At 47.8% G+C, this 19,227-nt stretch carries 11 protein-coding genes, 1 other RNA gene and 1 other annotated feature; all 12 genes read left to right on the top strand.

Translation table 11 applies throughout. The features are described from left to right. Positions 1-147 precede the first annotated feature (147 nt). Positions 148-377 (top strand) — a binding site (T-box leader). 89 nt (positions 378-466) lie between these two features. Then, a complete protein-coding gene (pheS, locus tag CLOSYM_RS02195; RefSeq protein ID WP_003507739.1) occupies positions 467-1,486 on the top strand; it encodes a phenylalanine--tRNA ligase subunit alpha in 1,020 nt (339 codons plus the stop codon). A 75-nt stretch (positions 1,487-1,561) separates the two neighbouring features. Continuing rightward, complete coding sequence (gene pheT / locus CLOSYM_RS02190) at positions 1,562-3,982, top strand: phenylalanine--tRNA ligase subunit beta (protein ID WP_044902060.1); 2,421 nt, start codon at positions 1,562-1,564, stop codon at positions 3,980-3,982. 301 nt (positions 3,983-4,283) lie between these two features. Beyond that, the gene (locus tag CLOSYM_RS02185; protein ID WP_044902059.1) at positions 4,284-8,993 is read left to right on the top strand and encodes an EAL domain-containing protein; all 4,710 of its coding nucleotides are present in this window, start codon (positions 4,284-4,286) and stop codon (positions 8,991-8,993) included. Positions 8,994-9,136: 143 nt separating this feature from the next. Beyond that, entirely contained in the window at positions 9,137-10,405 is a 1,269-nt protein-coding gene (eno, locus tag CLOSYM_RS02180; RefSeq protein ID WP_021640768.1) for a phosphopyruvate hydratase, read from the top strand. Between the two features lie 255 nt (positions 10,406-10,660). Next, on the top strand, positions 10,661-11,674 hold the full coding sequence (locus tag CLOSYM_RS02175; RefSeq protein WP_021640766.1) for a beta/alpha barrel domain-containing protein: 1,014 nt from the start codon (positions 10,661-10,663) through the stop codon (positions 11,672-11,674). Position 11,675: 1 nt separating this feature from the next. Beyond that, positions 11,676-12,641, top strand: a complete 966-nt coding sequence (locus tag CLOSYM_RS02170) for a 2-hydroxyacid dehydrogenase (protein WP_021640765.1) — start codon at positions 11,676-11,678, stop codon at positions 12,639-12,641. A gap of 24 nt (positions 12,642-12,665) precedes the next feature. Then, positions 12,666-14,066, top strand: coding sequence for a sodium/glutamate symporter (locus CLOSYM_RS02165; protein WP_004462085.1), 1,401 nt, complete (start codon positions 12,666-12,668; stop codon positions 14,064-14,066). Between the two features lie 22 nt (positions 14,067-14,088). Beyond that, entirely contained in the window at positions 14,089-15,231 is a 1,143-nt protein-coding gene (locus tag CLOSYM_RS02160; protein ID WP_021640763.1) for an amidohydrolase family protein, read from the top strand. Positions 15,232-15,362: 131 nt separating this feature from the next. Then, a complete protein-coding gene (secG, locus tag CLOSYM_RS02155; protein ID WP_003507730.1) occupies positions 15,363-15,599 on the top strand; it encodes a preprotein translocase subunit SecG in 237 nt (78 codons plus the stop codon). A gap of 328 nt (positions 15,600-15,927) precedes the next feature. Beyond that, positions 15,928-18,039 (top strand): ribonuclease R, encoded by a 2,112-nt coding sequence (gene rnr / locus CLOSYM_RS02150; RefSeq protein WP_181900377.1) that lies wholly within the window; start codon positions 15,928-15,930, stop codon positions 18,037-18,039. 29 nt (positions 18,040-18,068) lie between these two features. Beyond that, positions 18,069-18,533 carry an SsrA-binding protein SmpB gene (gene smpB, locus CLOSYM_RS02145; RefSeq protein ID WP_003507728.1) on the top strand — a complete coding sequence of 155 codons (465 nt, stop codon included), beginning with the start codon at positions 18,069-18,071 and terminating at the stop codon, positions 18,531-18,533. A 210-nt stretch (positions 18,534-18,743) separates the two neighbouring features. Next, positions 18,744-19,087, top strand: a transfer-messenger RNA (tmRNA) gene (ssrA, locus tag CLOSYM_RS22160). The last annotated feature ends 140 nt before the right edge of the window (positions 19,088-19,227 follow it).

Raw genomic sequence — 19,227 nt, 5'->3', positions numbered from 1 at the left:
CCCCCTCACCACACCGGACATGATCCGTTCCGGACGCGTCCTCCATTTTCAATTAAATTTCACTTTGCAGACACAAAAGAAATTCCTACTTGACAAATAAAAGAGATGTGCTAAAATATTACCTAAGTTTAACAGAAATCCCTATAGAAAAAGGCTGCGAAAGTGTCAGTAGAATCTTATTTCCCATCAGAGAGAAGGAATCACCGGCTGTAAGTTCCTTCAGGTTCAGATAAGTGTTCGAATTTCCCACCGGAGCTGCATGGCCGAACCGTGATACATTCAGTAGGCTGTGACGGATCATACACGTTACGTATAAGATAAGAGCCTGCATGGCAGGAAACAGGGTGGTACCGCGAGCTTGATGCCTCGTCCCTTCGCAATTGCGAAGAGACGGGGCTTTTTATGTTGCAGACGGCGTAATTTATCTGTGGGCCGTTTCAAATTCACACTTCAAAAAGGAGTCAATATGAGAGAGCAATTAGAAAAGATTAAAGAAGAAGCGTTAAAACAGATTGAAGCTTCCGATGCGCTGGAGAGATTAAATGATATCCGTGTTGCTTACCTGGGGAAGAAAGGCGAGCTGACAAGTGTATTAAAGAGTATGAAAGACGTCTCGCCGGAGGAGCGGCCAAAGGTAGGACAGATGGTCAACGAGGCCAGAGCGCTGATTGAGGCGAAGCTGGAGGAGACAAAAAACGTTCTGGCCAGAAAAGCCAGAGAAGAGCAGATGAAACGGGAAGTAATCGATGTTACGCTTCCTGCTGAAAAAGGCAATGTGGGACACAGCCATCCGAATACCATTGCGCTGGAGGAAGTGGAGCGCATTTTTGTGGGCATGGGATATGAGGTTGTGGAAGGCCCGGAAGTGGAACATGATCTGTATAACTTTGAAAAACTGAATATTCCGGCAAACCATCCGGCAAAGGATGAACAGGATACTTTCTATATTAATAAGGAAATCGTATTAAGGACCCAGACATCGCCGGTTCAGGTACGGACAATGGAGCAGGGAAAACTCCCGATCCGTATGATCGCACCGGGACGCGTATTCCGTTCCGATGAGGTGGATGCAACTCATTCTCCGTCCTTCCATCAGATTGAGGGACTTGTAATTGATAAAAACATCACATTTGCCGATTTAAAAGGGACGCTGGCTGAATTTGCCAGGGAATTATTCGGACCGGAGACAAAGGTTAAGTTCCGCCCCCATCATTTCCCATTCACGGAGCCGAGTGCCGAGGTGGACGTAACGTGCTTTAAATGCGGCGGAAAGGGCTGCCGTTTCTGCAAAGGCTCCGGCTGGATTGAGATCCTGGGCTGCGGTATGGTACATCCCCATGTTCTGGAGATGAGCGGCATTGATCCCGAGGAGTATTCAGGGTTTGCCTTCGGTGTGGGACTGGAGCGAATTGCGCTGTTGAAATACGAGATAGACGACATGAGACTTTTATATGAAAATGATATCCGTTTCCTGAAGCAGTTTTAATGAGCGGATAAGAGTAACAGTTCATGTTGTTTGAAATGTTACGGATTAGATGATGAAAGAGCAGAGGAGATAGAAATGAACACAGCATTATCCTGGATTAAAGCATATGTTCCGGACTTAGACGTAACGGCTCAGGAGTATACCGACGCCATGACCTTAAGCGGAACAAAAGTAGAGGGCTATGAGTGCCTTGATAAAAATCTGGAAAAGATTGTGGTTGGCCAGATTACAAAGATAGAACGCCATCCGGATGCAGATAAACTGATTATCTGTCAGGTCAATGTCGGAGAAGAATCCATCCAGATCGTAACCGGAGCGCCGAACGTGAAAGAGGGGGATAAAGTTCCGGTTGTACGGGACGGCGGCCGGGTTGCAGGAGGGCATGACGGCGGCCCGCTTCCGGAAGACGGAATCAAGATTAAAAAAGGAAAACTCAGAGGAATTGAATCATACGGAATGATGTGTTCCATCGAGGAACTGGGATCCAGCCGTGAAATGTATCCGGATACTCCTGAATCAGGCATCTATATCCTCCCTGACGATTGTGAAGTGGGTGCGGATGCGGTGGAGATTCTGGGACTGCGCGACGTGGTATTTGAGTATGAAATCACATCCAACCGCGTGGACTGCTACAGCGTTATCGGTGTTGCCAGGGAGGCGGCTGCCACATTTAATAAGAAATTCATGCCTCCGGTTGTGACGGATACGGGAAACAGCGAAGATATCCATGATTATCTGGAAGTATCCGTGGAGGATACCGGGCTTTGTCCGAGATACTGTGCAAGAATGGTGAAAAATATAAAAATAGCGCCATCGCCGGTCTGGATGCAGAGACGTCTCGCTGCAAGCGGAATCCGTCCAATCAACAATATTGTTGATATTACGAATTACGTGATGGAAGAATACGGACAGCCGATGCATGCATTTGATTACGATCAAATCGGCGGTCATAAAATCATTGTAAAATGTGCAAAAGACGGAGATGTGTTCCAGACTCTGGACGGACAGGAGCGGAAGCTGGACAGCCGTGTCCTGATGATCAATGATGCGGAGAAGGAAGTGGGAATTGCCGGAATTATGGGTGGTGAAAACTCAAAAATCACAGATAATGTAAAGACCATGGTTTTTGAGGCAGCCTGCTTTGATGGTACGAATATCCGTCTTTCCTCAAAACGTGTGGGACTTCGGACCGATGCGTCGGGCAAATTCGAAAAGGGGCTCGATCCGAATACGGCAAAAGCCGCAATCGACCGCGCCTGCCAGTTGATTGAGGAACTGGGAGCTGGTGAAGTGGTAGGCGGAATCATTGATGTCTATCCGGTAAAAAGAGAAGGCAACAGAGTGAAATTCGAACCGGAGAAAATCAACCGGCTTCTGGGAACGGACATCGCGGCAGACACAATGCTTGAATACCTGGGACGGGTGGAACTGGACTATGATAAAGAAACGGGTGAAGTGATTGTGCCTAGCTGGAGACAGGATATACACTGCATGGCGGATCTGGCGGAGGAAGTGGCGCGGTTCTACGGATACGATGTGATTCCGACCTCTCTCCCGACCGGTGAGGCTACAACAGGAAAACTGTCCTTTAAGCTGAGGGTGGAAGAAGTGGCCAGGGAGATTGCGGAGTTTTCAGGATTCAGCCAGAGCATGACGTATTCCTTTGAAAGCCCAAAGGTATTTGATAAGCTGATGCTTCCGGCAGACAGCGGGCTCAGAAATGCAATCACAATCTCCAATCCGCTGGGAGAGGATTTCAGTATTATGCGTACACTGCCGTTAAACGGCATGCTCACCTCCCTGTCCACCAATTACAACAGGAGAAATAAAGATGTGCGTCTCTATGAGCTGGCTACGATCTATATTCCTAAAGAGCTTCCGCTGGCCGAGCTTCCCGACGAGCGCCAGCAGTTTACGCTGGGCATGTACGGCAGCGGGGACTTCTATACGATGAAGGGTGTAGTTGAAGAATTTTTCGACAAAATCGGAATGAAGAAAAAGCCGCATTATAATCCGGAGGCGGGCAAAGCATTCCTGCATCCGGGCCGGCAGGCGGAGATCATTTACGACGGAACAAGTGTCGGATATCTGGGGGAAATCCATCCCGATGTTGCCGATAATTACAAACTGGGTGAGAAGACGTATGTGGCGGTTCTCGATATGCCGTCCATCCTGCCCAATGCCACCTTTGACCATAAGTACACCGGAATCGCCAAATATCCGGCTGTGACAAGGGATATCAGCATGGTGATGAAAAAAGAGATCCTGGCCGGTCAGGTGGAAGATATCATTGAACAGAGAGGCGGAAAGATCCTGGAGAGCTACAAGCTTTTTGATATCTATGAGGGTAGCCAGATCACTGCCGGTTATAAATCTATCGCTTACTCAATCACCTTCAGGGCTAACGATCACACGCTGGAGGATAAAGAAGTAAATACGGTTATGAATAAGATTCTGAACGGCCTGCAAGGTCTTGGAATCGAACTTAGAAGTTAAATCAAGCAGGTAAGAGGCACCCGGCCACAGCTGATTCGTCAGCCATGGCCGGGTGCCTCTTTTTGAAGGCAGCGGCCTGTGCGGAGCGGGCAGGTTATCGTTGTAAGAAAGTGACCTGAGGCGGATCCTGCAGGTTCGGCTATCGTCTATACAAATAAAAAACAAGTTTCGAAATTTGTAAAATTTTACTTATATATGATAAAAAAGTGGAAAATATTGACGGAACAGGTATAAAAAGTTTATAATTATTTGTAAATATTGCTGTCGAAGTATGCCGGCAAAGACACAAGGTGGGGAAGCTATGGGAAGAATTTCAAACAAAGAAGATACCGGAATTTATATTATAGATGATCAATACCGAATCGTATACTTTAATGACAAAATAAGGCAGACATTTCCGTTTCTGTGCTGCGGGGAACGATGTTACGAAGCGCTTTGCCGGGAAGAGGAGCCATGCCGTGACTGCCCGGTTGCGAAGGATGAGGCGAAGAGCGGGGTGCTTTATAACAAGGTGATCCAGAGATGGGTGGAGGTCAGCGGGGGAAACATCGAATGGCCGGGCCATGGCGCCTGCACCATGGTTATCACGACCGGAATTCGCGAGGTTAATAAGAATTTATTTTATAATCTTACCAGTATATCGGCTTACGATGAATTGTTTGAATTGAACCTGACCCGGGATACGTATAAAATTCTCTATCATCTGGCAGGGAAATATGTGATACCGGCAGAGGAGGGCTCTCTGGGGGCGATGCTGGACGAGGTAGTCACGCATATGATCCATCCTGACGACAGGGAGGAATTTCTGGAATTCTGGTCCCTGGACAGGATGGCGGCATGTCTGCAGGAAGAGGGGGAGGACCATATCCTTAAAAAACGGCTGCGTAAATTAAAAACAGACGGAAGCTACTGCTGGGTTATCCAGATCGTAGTGCCGCTTATCCAGGGAGAGCATGACGACAAGATCCTGATGTGCTTTATCCAGGACATAGACGAACAGATGCGGAAAGAAGAGGAGCTGTCAGGAAAGGATAAAAATGCAGACGGGAAGGATCCGCTGACGGGTCTTTACCGCCGTTCGGAGTTCTTCCGTACGGCAGAGAGTTTTCTCAGGGAGATTGAGGATAAGAGCTACTGCCTGATGGTTATTGACATTGAACATTTTAAATTATTTAACCAGTGGTACGGGGAAGCAGAGGGCGACCGGTTTTTAATTAACATTGCCCAGCATTTGAAAAAAGCCCAGGATGAGAACCGGGGAATCGCCGGTTATATGGGGGGCGACGATTTTGTGATCATATTGCCGGATGACGGAAAGATGCTTGAGCGACTTCAGAATAAGATCATGGGGTTTGTGAAGCTGTACGGTAAAAATGCCGGTTTTCTTCCTGCATTTGGACTGTACGCCATTGAAAATAAGAATATTCCGGTCAGCACGATGTACGACAGAGCTACGGTCGCGCTGGCCTCGGTAAAGGGCAATTATGCCCACCGTGTCTGCCGGTATGACAGTAGAATGCTTGAAAAGATGGAGGAGGATCACCTCCTGCTTTCAGAAGTGCAGCGTGCGCTCAATAATGATGAATTTACCTTTTACCTTCAGCCGCAGTGCAATATGACGAACGGAAAGATTGTCGGGCTCGAGACACTGGTCAGATGGAACCATCCGGAGAGGGGGGTGATCTCACCGGGAGAGTTTATTCCGCTTCTGGAAAGCAACGGCTTAATTGCCAGCCTGGACCTTCATATCTGGGAGAATGTCTGTATCAGGCTGCGAAGCTGGATAGACAGCGGAAGAAAGCCGGTTCCCGTATCCGTCAATGTCTCAAGGGTGGACATTTACACGATTGATGTTGTGGAATGCTTTTGCAATCTGGTGACAAAATATAATCTGGATCCGAGTCTGCTGGAAATAGAGATCACGGAGAGCGCCTATGCGGAGCAGTATGATATTTTTACAGGCGTAATAGAGAATCTGCGGTCTGCCGGGTTCCTGGTATTCATGGATGATTTCGGAAGCGGATACTCCTCCCTGAATATGCTGAACGACGTCATGGTGGATGTGCTCAAAATCGATATGAAGTTCCTTAAAATGTATGAACAAAGCCCGGGCAGGGGGACGGGAATCCTGGAGACAATCATCAATATGGCCAGATTTATGGAGCTTCGGATGATCGCGGAGGGAGTGGAAACCAGGGAACAGGCAGAGCTTCTGCTGGATATGGGCTGTATCTACGGGCAGGGTTATTATTTTTACCGTCCGATGCCTGCGCCGCAGTGCGAGGTCATCCTGGCGGATGAAGATAATATTGATTTCCGGGGAATAACGGCAAAAGCCATTAACCGGATACAGGCCAGGGAGCTGGTGCATGATGATATCTTCAGTGAGACTATGCTCAATAATATCCTTGGCGGCTTCGGCCTGTATGACATGTCCGGAAACCAGGTGGAGCTTTTGAGGGTAAATGAGCAGTACTGCAAAATCACAGGGACAAGCGCGGTGGAGCTGGAAGAGCGGCATAAAAATGTTGTGAATGATGTTTACCAGGAAGACAGGGAGGAGCTTTTTAAAATCTTTGGAGCTGCCTGCAAAGACAGATTCCGGGGAGGGGAGGGGGAACTGCGGTACCTGAAAGGCGACGGCAGCATCATGTGGATGCATCTTCGGGCCTTTTTCCTGAGAGAGCAGGACGGACACAGGCTGTTCTACGGTTCGGTCAGCGATATCTCACAGCAGAAGCGGAAGGAGCAGCAGCTTGAATCTTCCCAGAGGGCTTTGGCAGCCGTCGTTAATATCTCCGACAGAAATACGGCGTTTATGAAGCTGGCGGAAGAAAACAGGAGGGCGGCGGCAGCGATTTTTGCCCAGATGACGCCGGGAGGAATGATTGGAGGATACTGTGAAGAAGGTTTTCCGCTTTATTTTGCCAACTATGAGATGGTGAAACTGCTGGGGTATGATTCCTATGATGAATTGTCCAAAGCGATCGGCGGGCTGGTGTTAAACACAATCCACCCGGATGACCGGGAACAGGTGGCAAAGGATATCGGCTCTGAATATTACGCAGGACTGGAATATACGACAACCTATCGGATGCCGAAAAAGGACGGAACCTGGTTCTGGACGCTCGACAAAGGAAAGGTGGTGCGCGCCGAGGACGGTCGTTTGGCGATTGTCAGTGCCTGCACCGATATTTCGGAAACCATGTTTGTACAGCAGCAGCTTTCGGAGAGAAACGCGGCGCTTCTGCGCCAGAATCAGGAACTGCATTTTATGTACAATGATATGCCGGGCGGATATCACAGGTGTGCCAAATCACCTGGTTTTCCTTTTATTTATATCAGCAACCGTTTTCTGGGGATTTTCGGATATACCAGACAGGAAATTAAAGATAAATTTAACGACAAATTTATCAATATGGTTCATCCGGATGACCGGAGCAACGTAATCCAGGGGGTTGAATATCTGAAGGAGTGTGAGGAAGTCCACGATCTGGAGTACAGAATGCTAGGTAAGAATGGATATATATGGGTAATTGACCAGAGCCGCTACATGGAGTACGGCGGCAAGACTTTTCTTCAGGGAGTGGTACTCGACGTCACGGAGACGGTGGAACTGCGCAATAAGATGAAACTGCTTATGAAACATATGCCGGAGTCCGTTTATCTGCTTACATACAGGAATGATTGTCTATATTCCCAGGTTCTCGCCAAAGGTTTATTCAGCCGCTGGCCCTATACAGAGTCCGCATACAGAGCCATGTTTGCAGCCGGGGTCAGTGAAAACGCGGCGGGAAACGGAACGGAAAGCCTGGAGGAGCGGCTGAAACAGGCAGTTCTCCGCAGAAAAAGCTTTCAGGATGTCACCTGTATCACGGTGCCCGGTGAACCGCCTGCCTGGATAAGCCTGGATGCAAGATATATCAGTGAAGGAGCGGACGGAATTGTCTATCTCTGTATCTGCGCCGATGTCACTTATATCAAGGAAAAAGAACAGGAATTGTGGCTTGTGAGAAAAAAGATGGAAAGTATTCTGCGTCAGGCAGGGATTAACAGTCTGGACTGGGATATAGAAAACAATATTCTGTATCTGAGCCAGGTATCCGGCCTGCCGAAACCAGCCGGCGCCGCCGAACTGGGAAAAAATGTCAGTATCCAGGTGATCGAACATTTTTCTGAAACCGCAAAAAACTGGAATGTGGTATCTGGGGAGCACAGGGAAGATTTCCTTCGCTATATTTCCCGCGTATATCAAAACAGGGACAATACGGGACTCAGCTGTGAATTTGAGATACAGCGGGAGGGGGAGAACCGGAAGTGGTACCGGGTGGTATGCGAGACGATATGCAGCAGCTCAGGAAAACCTGTCAAGGCGGTCGGTTACTATATCGATATTACGAGGGAAAAGAATGCGGCGATTGAGAGCAGAGCCAATAGAAAAGCGCTGGAGCTGCTTCGCGAACAGGAGGAACGTCTGACCAGAATGGCGGAGACGGATGCGCTGACGGGCCTTTATAACAGGCAGACGGCGATACCCAGAATCAAAAGTTTCCTGAGCAGTATGGATGGGCAGACAGCGGCCCTGATTATGCTTGATTTAGATAATTTCAAGCTGGTAAACGACGTATTCGGCCATGTGTTCGGGGATTCGGTTATCGCAGGCAATGCAAAAAAGCTGAAAAGCTTTTTCCGGGCAGACGATATAATCTGCCGGATTGGAGGCGATGAATTCCTTGTTCTCTGTAAAAATATCTGTGAGAAAGATTTGAACAGGAAGATTACACAGATGATAGAGGACATGGCTATGAGCTGTGAGAATGACGGAAGGAAAATGATATTTTCCGTTTCAGCCGGTTATGCCATGGCTCCGGAGCAGGGAACCGGTTTCGATGAATTATATGAGAAAGCCGATATAGCGCTGTTCGCGGCAAAGACAGGAGGAAGAGGAACCTTCAGGAAATATGAAGTATCGATGAAAAAAACGAGATATGAATTGGCGGGCAGAAATTAATGCCCGCCGTTTTTTTCCAACGAAATATTCCAGGCAGAGTTCGCCGGCAGACCGGTTCCTTTTTCTGGAAATTACAGGAGGCATAAAATGGGGAAAAAAAGGCTATTCTTACAGAAAGAAAGTAAATCAGGAGGCGGTTAGAAATGAATAATGAATTTGAGATAGTCAGTGTCAAGGGGCGGGAGATTCTGGATTCCCGCGGGAACCCTACGATAGAAGCAGAAGTAACACTGGAAAATGGAGCGGTAGGCAGGGCGGCGGTACCCTCAGGGGCATCCACCGGTAAATTCGAAGCGGTGGAACTGAGGGACCGTGATACACGGTATCATGGACTTGGAGTAAGCACCGCCGCAGGCAATATCGTCAATGTAATCGGCGAGACGGTTCTGTTTGAAAATGCGCTGGAGCAGAGAAAAATAGACCGGCTTATGATAGATGCCGACGGAACGGAAAACAAGGAAAAACTGGGAGCCAACGCGATTCTCGGTGTATCGATGGCCGTTGCAAGAGCTGCGGCCGAAGGCCTTCATATCCCGCTGTACCGGTATCTCGGAGGAATCGGGGCATCGACGCTGCCTGTTCCGATGATGAATATCCTGAACGGCGGCCGCCATGCGGACAATACGGTGGATTTGCAGGAATTCATGATTATGCCTGTCGGGGCATCCGGCTTTTCCGAAGGTTTGAGAATGTGTTCGGAAATTTACCACACACTGAAAAAGGTATTAAATGAGGGCGGATACAGTACGGCTATCGGCGACGAGGGAGGATTTGCCCCAAATCTTAAAAATGCCGAGGAAGTGCTGGAGACGATCGTAAAGGCGGTCGAGAAAAGCGGTTATCATCCCGGCTACGACATTAAAATCGCCATCGACGCCGCATCCAGCGAGCTTTACGATGAGGCCAGCGGACTGTACCTGTTCCCGGGTGAGACTGCGATGAACGGCCGGGAGATACGGCGCACGGCCGGGGAGATGGTGGACTATTATAAGAGACTGATAGGCAAATTCCCCATCTGTTCCATCGAGGACGGCCTCCAGGAAGATGACTGGGAGGGCTGGAAACGGCTGACGGATGAACTCGGTAAGAAGATTCAGCTGGTGGGAGACGATCTCTTCGTTACAAATACCAAGAGGCTCAGCAGAGGAATCAAAGAGGGTGTGGCCAACTCTATCCTTGTCAAAGTAAACCAGATAGGTACGCTGACAGAGAGCTTTGATGCCATAGAGATGGCGAAAAAAGCGGGATATACCACAGTGATTTCCCACCGTTCGGGCGAGACGGAGGATTCCTTCATAGCCGATATTGCAGTAGCGGTAAATTCCGGACAGATTAAAACCGGAGCGCCGTGCCGTTCCGATCGTGTGGCGAAATATAACCAGCTTTTGAGGATTGAAGAGCAGCTCCGATAAGAGTGCCGGCCGTACCGCTGTCATTTCTCTCTGAACACGGATAAGAAGATAATGCATAAAACCTGCCGTCAGGCAGCCTGGTGGAAAAGGGCTGTGTGGCGGCAGGTTTTTGTATCTGATACCACAATATTTATATTGTGAAAATATGAAAATAATACTGTTAGACATTGACATAATTTGGTGATATTATGATCACAAAAATAGAGAAAAAAGAATGAAAAAACATATAATATTCTGTAATTACAGGAGGGAAGCATGAAAAAAGTCGTATTAATGGACTGCACGCTGCGGGATGGCGCCAATGTGGTCGGAAAAGGGTTTTCAGCGGAAATCACGGATATGGTGTTAGATGGCCTGACAGCATGCCGTGTGCCAATCATAGAATTTGGAAATGCAGGAGGCATCGGCGCATATGAGGTAGCCGGATTCACGGCGGCGGAGACGGATGAAACTTATCTGGAGATTGCAAAAAAATATCTGGACAGAGGCTCCGAGCTCGGAATGTTTTTAAATGCAAAGAGATACCGTGAAAAAAATGTGACGCTTGCAAAGGAGAGCGGTTTATCCTTCCTGAGGGTCGGAGCTGACGCCGGGGATGCCGATATAGCCGTTCAGGCAGTCAAAGACATAAAAAGCGCCGGATTAAAGGCTTTCTATTCTCAAATGAAAGCATATCTTTTGACGCCGGAAGAACTGGCGGAGGAAGGAAAAAAGCTGGAAGACGCAGGCCTTGATCAGATAACGATTATGGATTCGGCTGGTACCATGCTGCCAAATCAGGTGGCGGAATATACGAAAAAGTTAAAGGAGGCAGTAGCGATTCCGGTTGCTTTTCACTGTCATAACAACCTGGGCTTATCGGCTGCCAACGCGGTTGCTGCCTATCAAAACGGTATTGACATTCTGGACTGCGGCCTGATGGGAATGGCAAGGAGCGCAGGAAATCTGGCGACGGAGATTTGCGTGGCAATCATGAACCGTTATGATCAGATGATGGAGACAGACCTGTATCAGATGCTTGATTTTATCGAACAGCGTCTGCAGCCGGCCATGGCGGGATATGATTATCATAACCCTGTGACGCCTCTTGATTTGACACTGGGTCTTTCCGGCTGCCACTCCAGTTTCGTGAAACGGTTCCGGGAGATTTCAGAAGAAATGGATGTCAATCTGTTCCGTTTGATTGTTGAAGTATCAAAGCAGGATCAGAAAGCGCCGTCGGAAGAAATGATTCGGACGATTGCCGCTCAGATAAAAGGAGGAGCCTGATATGATAAAAGTTATTTTAGCGGGAAATTATCCGGAACAGACATACGAAAAGTTAAGAAAACTCCTGCCGGAACAGAAGTTTGAGCTGGAGGAGGTAAATGAACAAAGTCAATTTGATGCGGTTACGGATGCCGAAATTATCATCCTCCGGATTTTTAAGGCGCCGAAAGAGGTGTTTGAAAGGAATCCGAAGTTAAAAATGATCCTGCGCTGGGGAGCCGGATTTGATTCTGTTGATATAGAGGAAGCGGGAAAAAGAGGCATTCCGGTAACCAATACGCCGGGGGCAAATGCAAATGCGGTATCGGAACTGACAGTGATGCTGATGCTGGCGCTGGGGCGTAAACTGCAGTGCCATATGGAGTCTTTGAAGAACGGAATCTGGAGCAAGAACACATTTTTGAACCAGTCATACTGTCTGAATCAGAAACGGGTCGGCATTATCGGCGGCGGAAACATTGGCCGTCAGGTTTCGGCGAAGGTGCAGGCATTTGGCGCTTCGGTTCAGTATTATGATGCGGTCCGGCTTCCGCAGGAGATGGAAGAACAGTGGAAGATGACATATCTGCCATTGGACGAGCTGCTGCAAACGTCTGATATCGTAACTCTCCATGTGCCGCTTGTTGAAGAGACGCGTCATATGATTGGGGAAGAACAAATTAAAAAAATGAAAGAGGGGGCAATTTTAATTAACACGGCCCGGGGAGGCCTTGTAGATGATGTGGCTCTGGAAAAAGCGGTGCGTACCGGAATGTTATCCGGCGCCGGTCTGGATGTTGTAGAGCGGGAACCGCTGTCCGCACAGGACGAACTGCTTCGCAATCCGAACATTATTGTGACTCCCCATATCGGAGGCGGAACGGCTGATTTGGGAGATATTATAATTCCAATGCTGGTAAATGATATCCTGAGATTATCAGAGGGAGAGGAACCGGAACATATTGTAAACAAGAAATATTTCAGATGATGAAAGTACGAAGGGAGAATGGGAATGAGTGAGATTGCAAGGGTTTTATATGATTTGGGGATTTTGAGTATTTTGCTGCTGTTAGGTGTTTTCCTCAGGAAAAAGGTACGCTTTCTGCAGAATCTTTACATACCGGCTTCGCTGTTGGGAGGATTCTGCGGCTTGATGCTGGGGCCGCAGATCCTCGGTTCATTTGCACCTTTCAGCCTTCCTATCGGAGGCACGATATCAAAATGGCCGGGAATGCTGGTAAATATTGTACTGGGCGTATCATTTTTTGGTTCGGCACAGAATAAAAATTTTGGAAAGACAGCATTATCTGCCGTTACGGTGGGCGGTATTGCCCATCAGGCGCAGGTTGTGGCCGGACTTATCGTAACCATCATAATGATGACGTTCTATACGGACCTTCCGCTGGCATTTGGCCTGACGCCGGTATTTGGCTTTCATGGGGGCCACGGAACGGCCAATGCAGCCGGAGCGGCGCTGGAAGCAGCCGGGTGGGCTGATGGTGTATCGGTATCGAATACAATGGCAACGGCCGGTCTGCTGTCCGGTATTATTATAGGTATGCTTATCATTAACATCGGGGTTCGCAGAGGGTATGCGAAGCTCGTTTCCAAACCGCAGGATATTTCCCGTTCAATTAAAGAGGGAATCGTACCGAAAGAAGAAAGACGCTCTATCGGTTCAGGCGTAACCTACAATGATGCGCTGGATCCGCTGGCCCTGCAGCTTGCTTTTGTCGGAATCATTCTGCTGATGGCCCACGGACTGTCTGTCGGATTAGTTGCGATTCATCCGATTCTCAGCAATGTACCTGAATTTGCCTGTGCAATGGTCAGCGGCGCGTTCCTCTCGTTTGTGATGAAAAAAATGGGGATTGGAGATTATATTGACAGAGCGACAATCAGCCGTATTTCAGGAGTGGCGCTTGATTTCCTTGTATGCTCGGCGATTGCAACACTTTCGATAAAGGTGTTTGCACTTTATCTGGTTCCGATGGTAGTGACGATCGCGGTCGTTGTTCTGGTAAATTTATTTGTAAACTTTTATTTTTCATGGAAAGTCTTCGATGAGGACTGGTTCGAGCGTGCGCTTGGAAGCTATGGCCTGGAGAGCGGTGTCCTGGCAACCGGACTGATGCTTTTAAGGGTAGTTGACCCGGAATTTAAGACAAGTGGACAGGAATCGGCAGCAGCATCAGCAGCGCTTTGTTATCCATGGTCGCTTCCATATATTATGTTTATGCCGGCATTTGCTTTTGCGGCTTCAAAATGGACTATTTTAGGTATCAGTGTGGCTCTTTTAGTAGTGTTTTTGATTATCGCGCGGGTCTGCTTCTGGCATCCGGAGCGGAAATTAAGTGATATTTTATCCGGGAAAAGTTCCCGTCCGGTACAGAATCAGGACGCACTGAAATAAAACAGGGTGAGAGAGGGGAAATATGCAGGATCTGATTTTAAAAAATGGATATCTCTTTGATCCTCCGAACGGATATGCAGGACAAAGAGGAGATGTGGCGATACAGGATGGACGAATCACAGGTGTCGGGAAGATAGAGGAGGAAGCGTCCCAGACAGTGGATGTAACCGGACTTGCCGTCACTCCGGGATTGATTGATTTCCATGCGCATTTTTACCATGGCGGGACGAATACGGCGCTGGAGTTTTACCGGTACCTCTCAGATGGCGTCACAAACGCAGTCGATGCGGGCAGCGCAGGTGACTCCAATATAGAGAGCTTTATCCACTTATTGAGCGAGCGTGAGCGCAGAAATGTGAAGCTCTATTTAAACCTGGCCTCAGAGGGACTCAGCTGTCTCGGAGATCACAATGAAAATATAAATCCAAAGTATTTTAATGAGCAAAAAATACTTAGGATATGCAAACGATATTCCGATCTGATTGCCGGCCTTAAGCTTAGAATCAGCGCAGAGATTGCAACGGACAGTCAAACCACCAGCTTTGATGCGCTGCGGCGGGGAATTGAAATCGCAAAGCGCTGCGGACTTCCGTTATCGGTTCATATGCCGAATTTTCAAGGGGAATTAAGCGGGCTGATTGATATCTTGCGGCCAGGGGATATTTTTTGCCATGTCTATACACCTCAAAAAGGAATATTGGAGGATGGAAGTGTTTCAGAGGAAATGAAACGGGCGGTTCAAAAAGGCATTATCCTGGAATCTGCATGCGGAAAAGGACATTTTGGACACGAATGCGCAGGAAAAGCTATTCAGGCAGGGATTGAGCCAAATATAATTTCCGGAGATTTTACAAAAAACACCCATCATTTTGAACCGGCAGTTTCCCTGCCTTACCTGATGTCACGATTTCTGGGACTCGGACTGTCTTTTGAAAAAGTGCTTTCGTGCTGTACAACGGAACCTGCAAAACAGATGGGCATGGAAGGAAAAATCGGCTGCCTTAAAACAGGCGCCTTTGCCAATATTGCAGTTTTAGAGAGAAGACAGAAGGACATTGTGTTTGTGGATGTCAAGGGAAAAGAGGTCAGAGGAAACGAGCTGATTATTCCTGTAATGACAATTTTAGAGGGAGAACCTGTTTACCGTAATATGAGCGCCTTTTAGAGAACTGTGATAAGCAGTTGGGGATGACGCCGGTACCTGCCTTCACGACAAAATATATATTTCAAACAAATGGTTGTCTTTCAGGAAAAAATATGGTATGATACAGTTGTTTGACTATAGGAGGTGCTAAAATGATAAGAGGTATTCTCACCTTTTTATTCGTTGCGATTTGCTTATTTTTATCAGTAGTAATCTTACTTCAGGAAGGTAAATCCGCAGGCCTGTCCGGTTCCATCAGCGGTATGGCAGACAGCTACTGGGGAAAGAATAAGAGCCGTTCCATGGAAGGCAAGTTGGAGAAGATGACAAAATATGGTGCATTTCTCTGGCTGGTGCTTGCATTTATATTGAACCTGAAAGTATTGTAATCCGGACACTCCTGGCAGCAGGGGTGTTTTTTCTTTACAGGAAAGGAAATTTTGTATTTTTTTGCATGTAACCGGAGAATTTCCTGCATAATAAGAAAAAGAAAACTAATGGAGAATTAAATTGAAAATCAAGGATAAAATTAAAAAGAAATTAAAACCCGGAAAAAAGCCGAAGAAACACACAGAGCGTATCAGTTCCCGCACTGAGAAAGACAGAGGGCGGGAGAGGACGGGAAGTGTGCCAGCAGATACGAAGAACCGAGAAAAGTCCGGGGGCAGGGAGTATTTTGAGCCTGAAAAGGATGAGGAATTTCTGAGAAGAAAGCAGATGATTCTGGCACTGATGAATGACAAAGCCTACGTCCCCATGAAGATGAAGGAACTGGCAATACTTCTCGATATACCGAAGGAACAGAGAAGGGAACTTAAGTCTGTGCTAGATGCGCTGTTAAAGGAAGGCCAGATCAGCCTGTCCGCGAAAGGAAAACTCGGCAGGCCGGAAACATTTGCCCTGACGGGCATTTTTACCGGCCACTCCAAGGGATTTGGCTTTGTGTCGGTAGAAGGCAGAGAAAAGGATGTCTTCATTCCCGGTGACAGGACGGGCGGCGCCATGCATGGCGATAAGGTGCAGATTGTCATCGAGGAGGAAGATAACGGGAAACGGGCGGAAGGCTGTGTTGTCCGTGTTCTGGAACATGCCAATGATAATCTGGTCGGTATCTATGAAAAGAGCAAGGGATTCGGTTTTGTGATTCCGGATAACCAGAAAGTTTCAAAGGACATTTTTATTCCCCAGGGGTGTGACGCGGGAGCGGTGACCGGCCATAAAGTGGTTGTCAGAATTAAAGATTTCGGTGACGGTAAGGGAAAGAAGTCTGAGGGTGTTATCACAGAGATTCTGGGGCATATCAACGATCCGGGGATTGATATCCTGTCCATTGTGCGGGCCTATAATCTGCCGGAGGAGTTCCCGGAAGCAGTGACGGAACAGTTAAAGAGGATTCCGGATCAAGTGCTGCCGGAGGAGCTGGCGGGAAGAAAGGATCTGAGAGAACTTCAGACCGTCACAATCGACGGGGAGGAGGCAAAGGATCTGGATGATGCGATTACAATTAAAAAAACGCAGGGCGGATATGAACTGGGTGTCCATATCGCCGATGTCACCCACTACGTCAGAGAACACAGTCCACTAGACGAGGAAGCGCTCAAGAGAGGAACCAGCGTGTATCTGACCGACCGCGTGATTCCGATGCTCCCCCATAAGCTGTCCAACGGTATCTGTTCCCTGAACCAGGGAGAGGACCGGCTTGCGCTCAGCTGTCTGATGGATATCGATGAGAAGGGAACTGTAACCGGACATGAGATTGCCGAGACAGTAATCCGTGTAGACAGGCGGATGACATATACGGCGGTCAATGCAGTGATTACGGAGCATGATCCGGAAGCGATGAAGGAATATGAGGGCTTTACCGGTATGTTTGAGCTGATGAAGGAACTGGCCGATATTCTGAGGAAGAAACGCCACAGCCGCGGTTCCATTGATTTCGATTTTCCGGAGAGTAAGATCGTACTGGATGAGAAGGGCCGGCCTGTCGAAATCAAACCCTATGACAGAAATGCGGCTACCCGCCTGATTGAGGATTTTATGCTGCTCGCGAACGAGACGGTGGCAGAGGATTACTTCTGGCAGGAAATTCCGTTCCTTTACAGGACACATGACAATCCTGATGAGGAAAAGATGAAGAAGCTGGGGACATTCATCAATAATTTTGGTTATACAATCCGCATGCCCGGTGGGGAGGTGCATCCGAAGGAGCTGCAAAAGCTGCTTGATAAGGTGGAAGGCACGCCGGAGGAGGCTCTTATCAGCCGCCTGACCCTGCGCTCCATGAAGCAGGCAAAATATACTACCCAGAATTCGGGGCATTTTGGCCTGGCGACAAAATATTATACTCATTTCACTTCCCCTATCAGACGGTACCCGGATCTTCAGATACACCGCATTATCAAGGAATGCCTGAACGGAAAGATGGATGGAAAACGAGTGTCTCATTACGAAAAGATTCTTCCCGAGGTATCGGTCAAAACGTCGGCCCTTGAGCGGAGGGCGGACGAGGCGGAGCGGGAGACTGATAAGATGAAGAAAGTCCAGTATATGGAACAGTTCATCGGAGAAGAGTTTGAAGGCGTCATCTCCGGCGTGACCAACTGGGGTTTCTATGTGGAGCTGCCGAATACAGTGGAGGGGCTGGTGCATATCCATGAGCTGCGCGACGATTACTATCTTTTCGATGAACTCCATTACGAATTGATCGGTGAGATGACAAGAAGGACTTATAAATTAGGTCAGCCAATTCGGGTGCAGGTAACAGGCTGCGACCGTTTTGCAAAGACCATCGACTTTATTCCGGCCGGCAATATAAACACGGCAAGATAGCGGAATAAAACAGGAGGATAAGAAACAAAATGGGAAAAGAGAGCGTAAAATTAATTGCCAATAATAAGAAAGCATACCACGATTACTTTATTGATGAAAAATACGAGGCGGGAATTGAGCTGTTTGGTACGGAGGTAAAGTCGCTCCGTATGGGTAAATGCAGTATCAAGGAATCTTTTATTAAGATTGAGAACAACCAGGTCTATGTTTACGGTATGCATATCAGTCCTTATGAAAAAGGCAACATTTTCAATAAAGATCCGCTGCGCAGCAGGAAACTGCTGCTGCACAAGCTGGAAATCAGGAAGCTGCAGGCCAAGATAAAGGAAAAGGGCTATACCCTGGTCCCGCTTCAGGTCTATTTCAAAGGCAGTCTGGTAAAGGTGGAGATTGGACTGGCAAGAGGTAAAAAGCTCTACGATAAGAGGGATGATATAGCAAAAAAAGATGCAAAGCGCGAGATTGAGCGCGAGTTTAAGGCAAGAAACAGCTAGAAACCGTTGGACAGCAGCAGAAATTTAATATGACAGCTCATTGGCAGGCGGCGGGTAACCGGCTCAAAAAAAGGATGTGAGTTGTGGGCTGTCATTAAAAGGCAGAGAATAGATGTATTACAGGCAGGAAATAGCAAAAAATTGCGGGCCGGCCCCATTGACAGACGATACGGTTAGTGATATGATAATGGGGCATAAAACCCGTTAAACGGGGCAGTACCGGTTTCGACAGGGATCATGCAGCTGGTGAAGCTATCCGCATGCGATGCGTTAAATGGCAAACTTAAAATTAAACGCTAACAATAATAAATTAGCTTACGCAGCCTAATTCGGCTGTTGTCAGCCTTAGAGCACTCACACTTTAAGAATCTGGCATCGACTATGTGAGAAACGATAGTGGGAGGGTTCCGGACCGCTAGTCGTATCAGGGACTACTGAAGTTCTGAGGATGTTCGTTTCCGCAGGATAGAGGGAATGTCAAAGAACGGACTATGATAGTAGAAGAACAGGGAATTGGTTTTTGGACACGGGTTCAACTCCCGTCTGCTCCATCACAATTGTTAGGACAAAATAGATGCAGATTTGCATTTGTTTTGTCCTGACTTTTTTGTTATACTGAAACCAAGATTATTTTTATAGGCTCTTTGTCAATAGTTGGGATGGGATTTGTTAAAATCCCGCCCCAATTCTATGA

Origin of the sequence: [Clostridium] symbiosum ATCC 14940, assembly GCF_000466485.1 — a bacterium.
In the GTDB taxonomy this organism is placed as follows: Bacteria; Bacillota; Clostridia; order Lachnospirales; family Lachnospiraceae; genus Otoolea; species Otoolea symbiosa.
This window is presented reverse-complemented; position numbering and strand designations above follow the sequence as displayed.

Bases quoted from the DNA above. Each gene is read 5' to 3' on its own strand.
- pheS (WP_003507739.1), top strand. From the start codon at position 467: ATGAGAGAGCAATTAGAAAAGATTAAAGAAGAAGCGTTAAAACAGATT.
- pheT (WP_044902060.1), top strand. From the start codon at position 1,562: ATGAACACAGCATTATCCTGGATTAAAGCATATGTTCCGGACTTAGAC.
- CLOSYM_RS02185 (WP_044902059.1), top strand. From the start codon at position 4,284: ATGGGAAGAATTTCAAACAAAGAAGATACCGGAATTTATATTATAGAT.
- eno (WP_021640768.1), top strand. From the start codon at position 9,137: ATGAATAATGAATTTGAGATAGTCAGTGTCAAGGGGCGGGAGATTCTG.
- CLOSYM_RS02175 (WP_021640766.1), top strand. From the start codon at position 10,661: ATGAAAAAAGTCGTATTAATGGACTGCACGCTGCGGGATGGCGCCAAT.
- CLOSYM_RS02170 (WP_021640765.1), top strand. From the start codon at position 11,676: ATGATAAAAGTTATTTTAGCGGGAAATTATCCGGAACAGACATACGAA.
- CLOSYM_RS02165 (WP_004462085.1), top strand. From the start codon at position 12,666: ATGAGTGAGATTGCAAGGGTTTTATATGATTTGGGGATTTTGAGTATT.
- CLOSYM_RS02160 (WP_021640763.1), top strand. From the start codon at position 14,089: ATGCAGGATCTGATTTTAAAAAATGGATATCTCTTTGATCCTCCGAAC.
- secG (WP_003507730.1), top strand. From the start codon at position 15,363: ATGATAAGAGGTATTCTCACCTTTTTATTCGTTGCGATTTGCTTATTT.
- rnr (WP_181900377.1), top strand. From the start codon at position 15,928: ATGATTCTGGCACTGATGAATGACAAAGCCTACGTCCCCATGAAGATG.
- smpB (WP_003507728.1), top strand. From the start codon at position 18,069: ATGGGAAAAGAGAGCGTAAAATTAATTGCCAATAATAAGAAAGCATAC.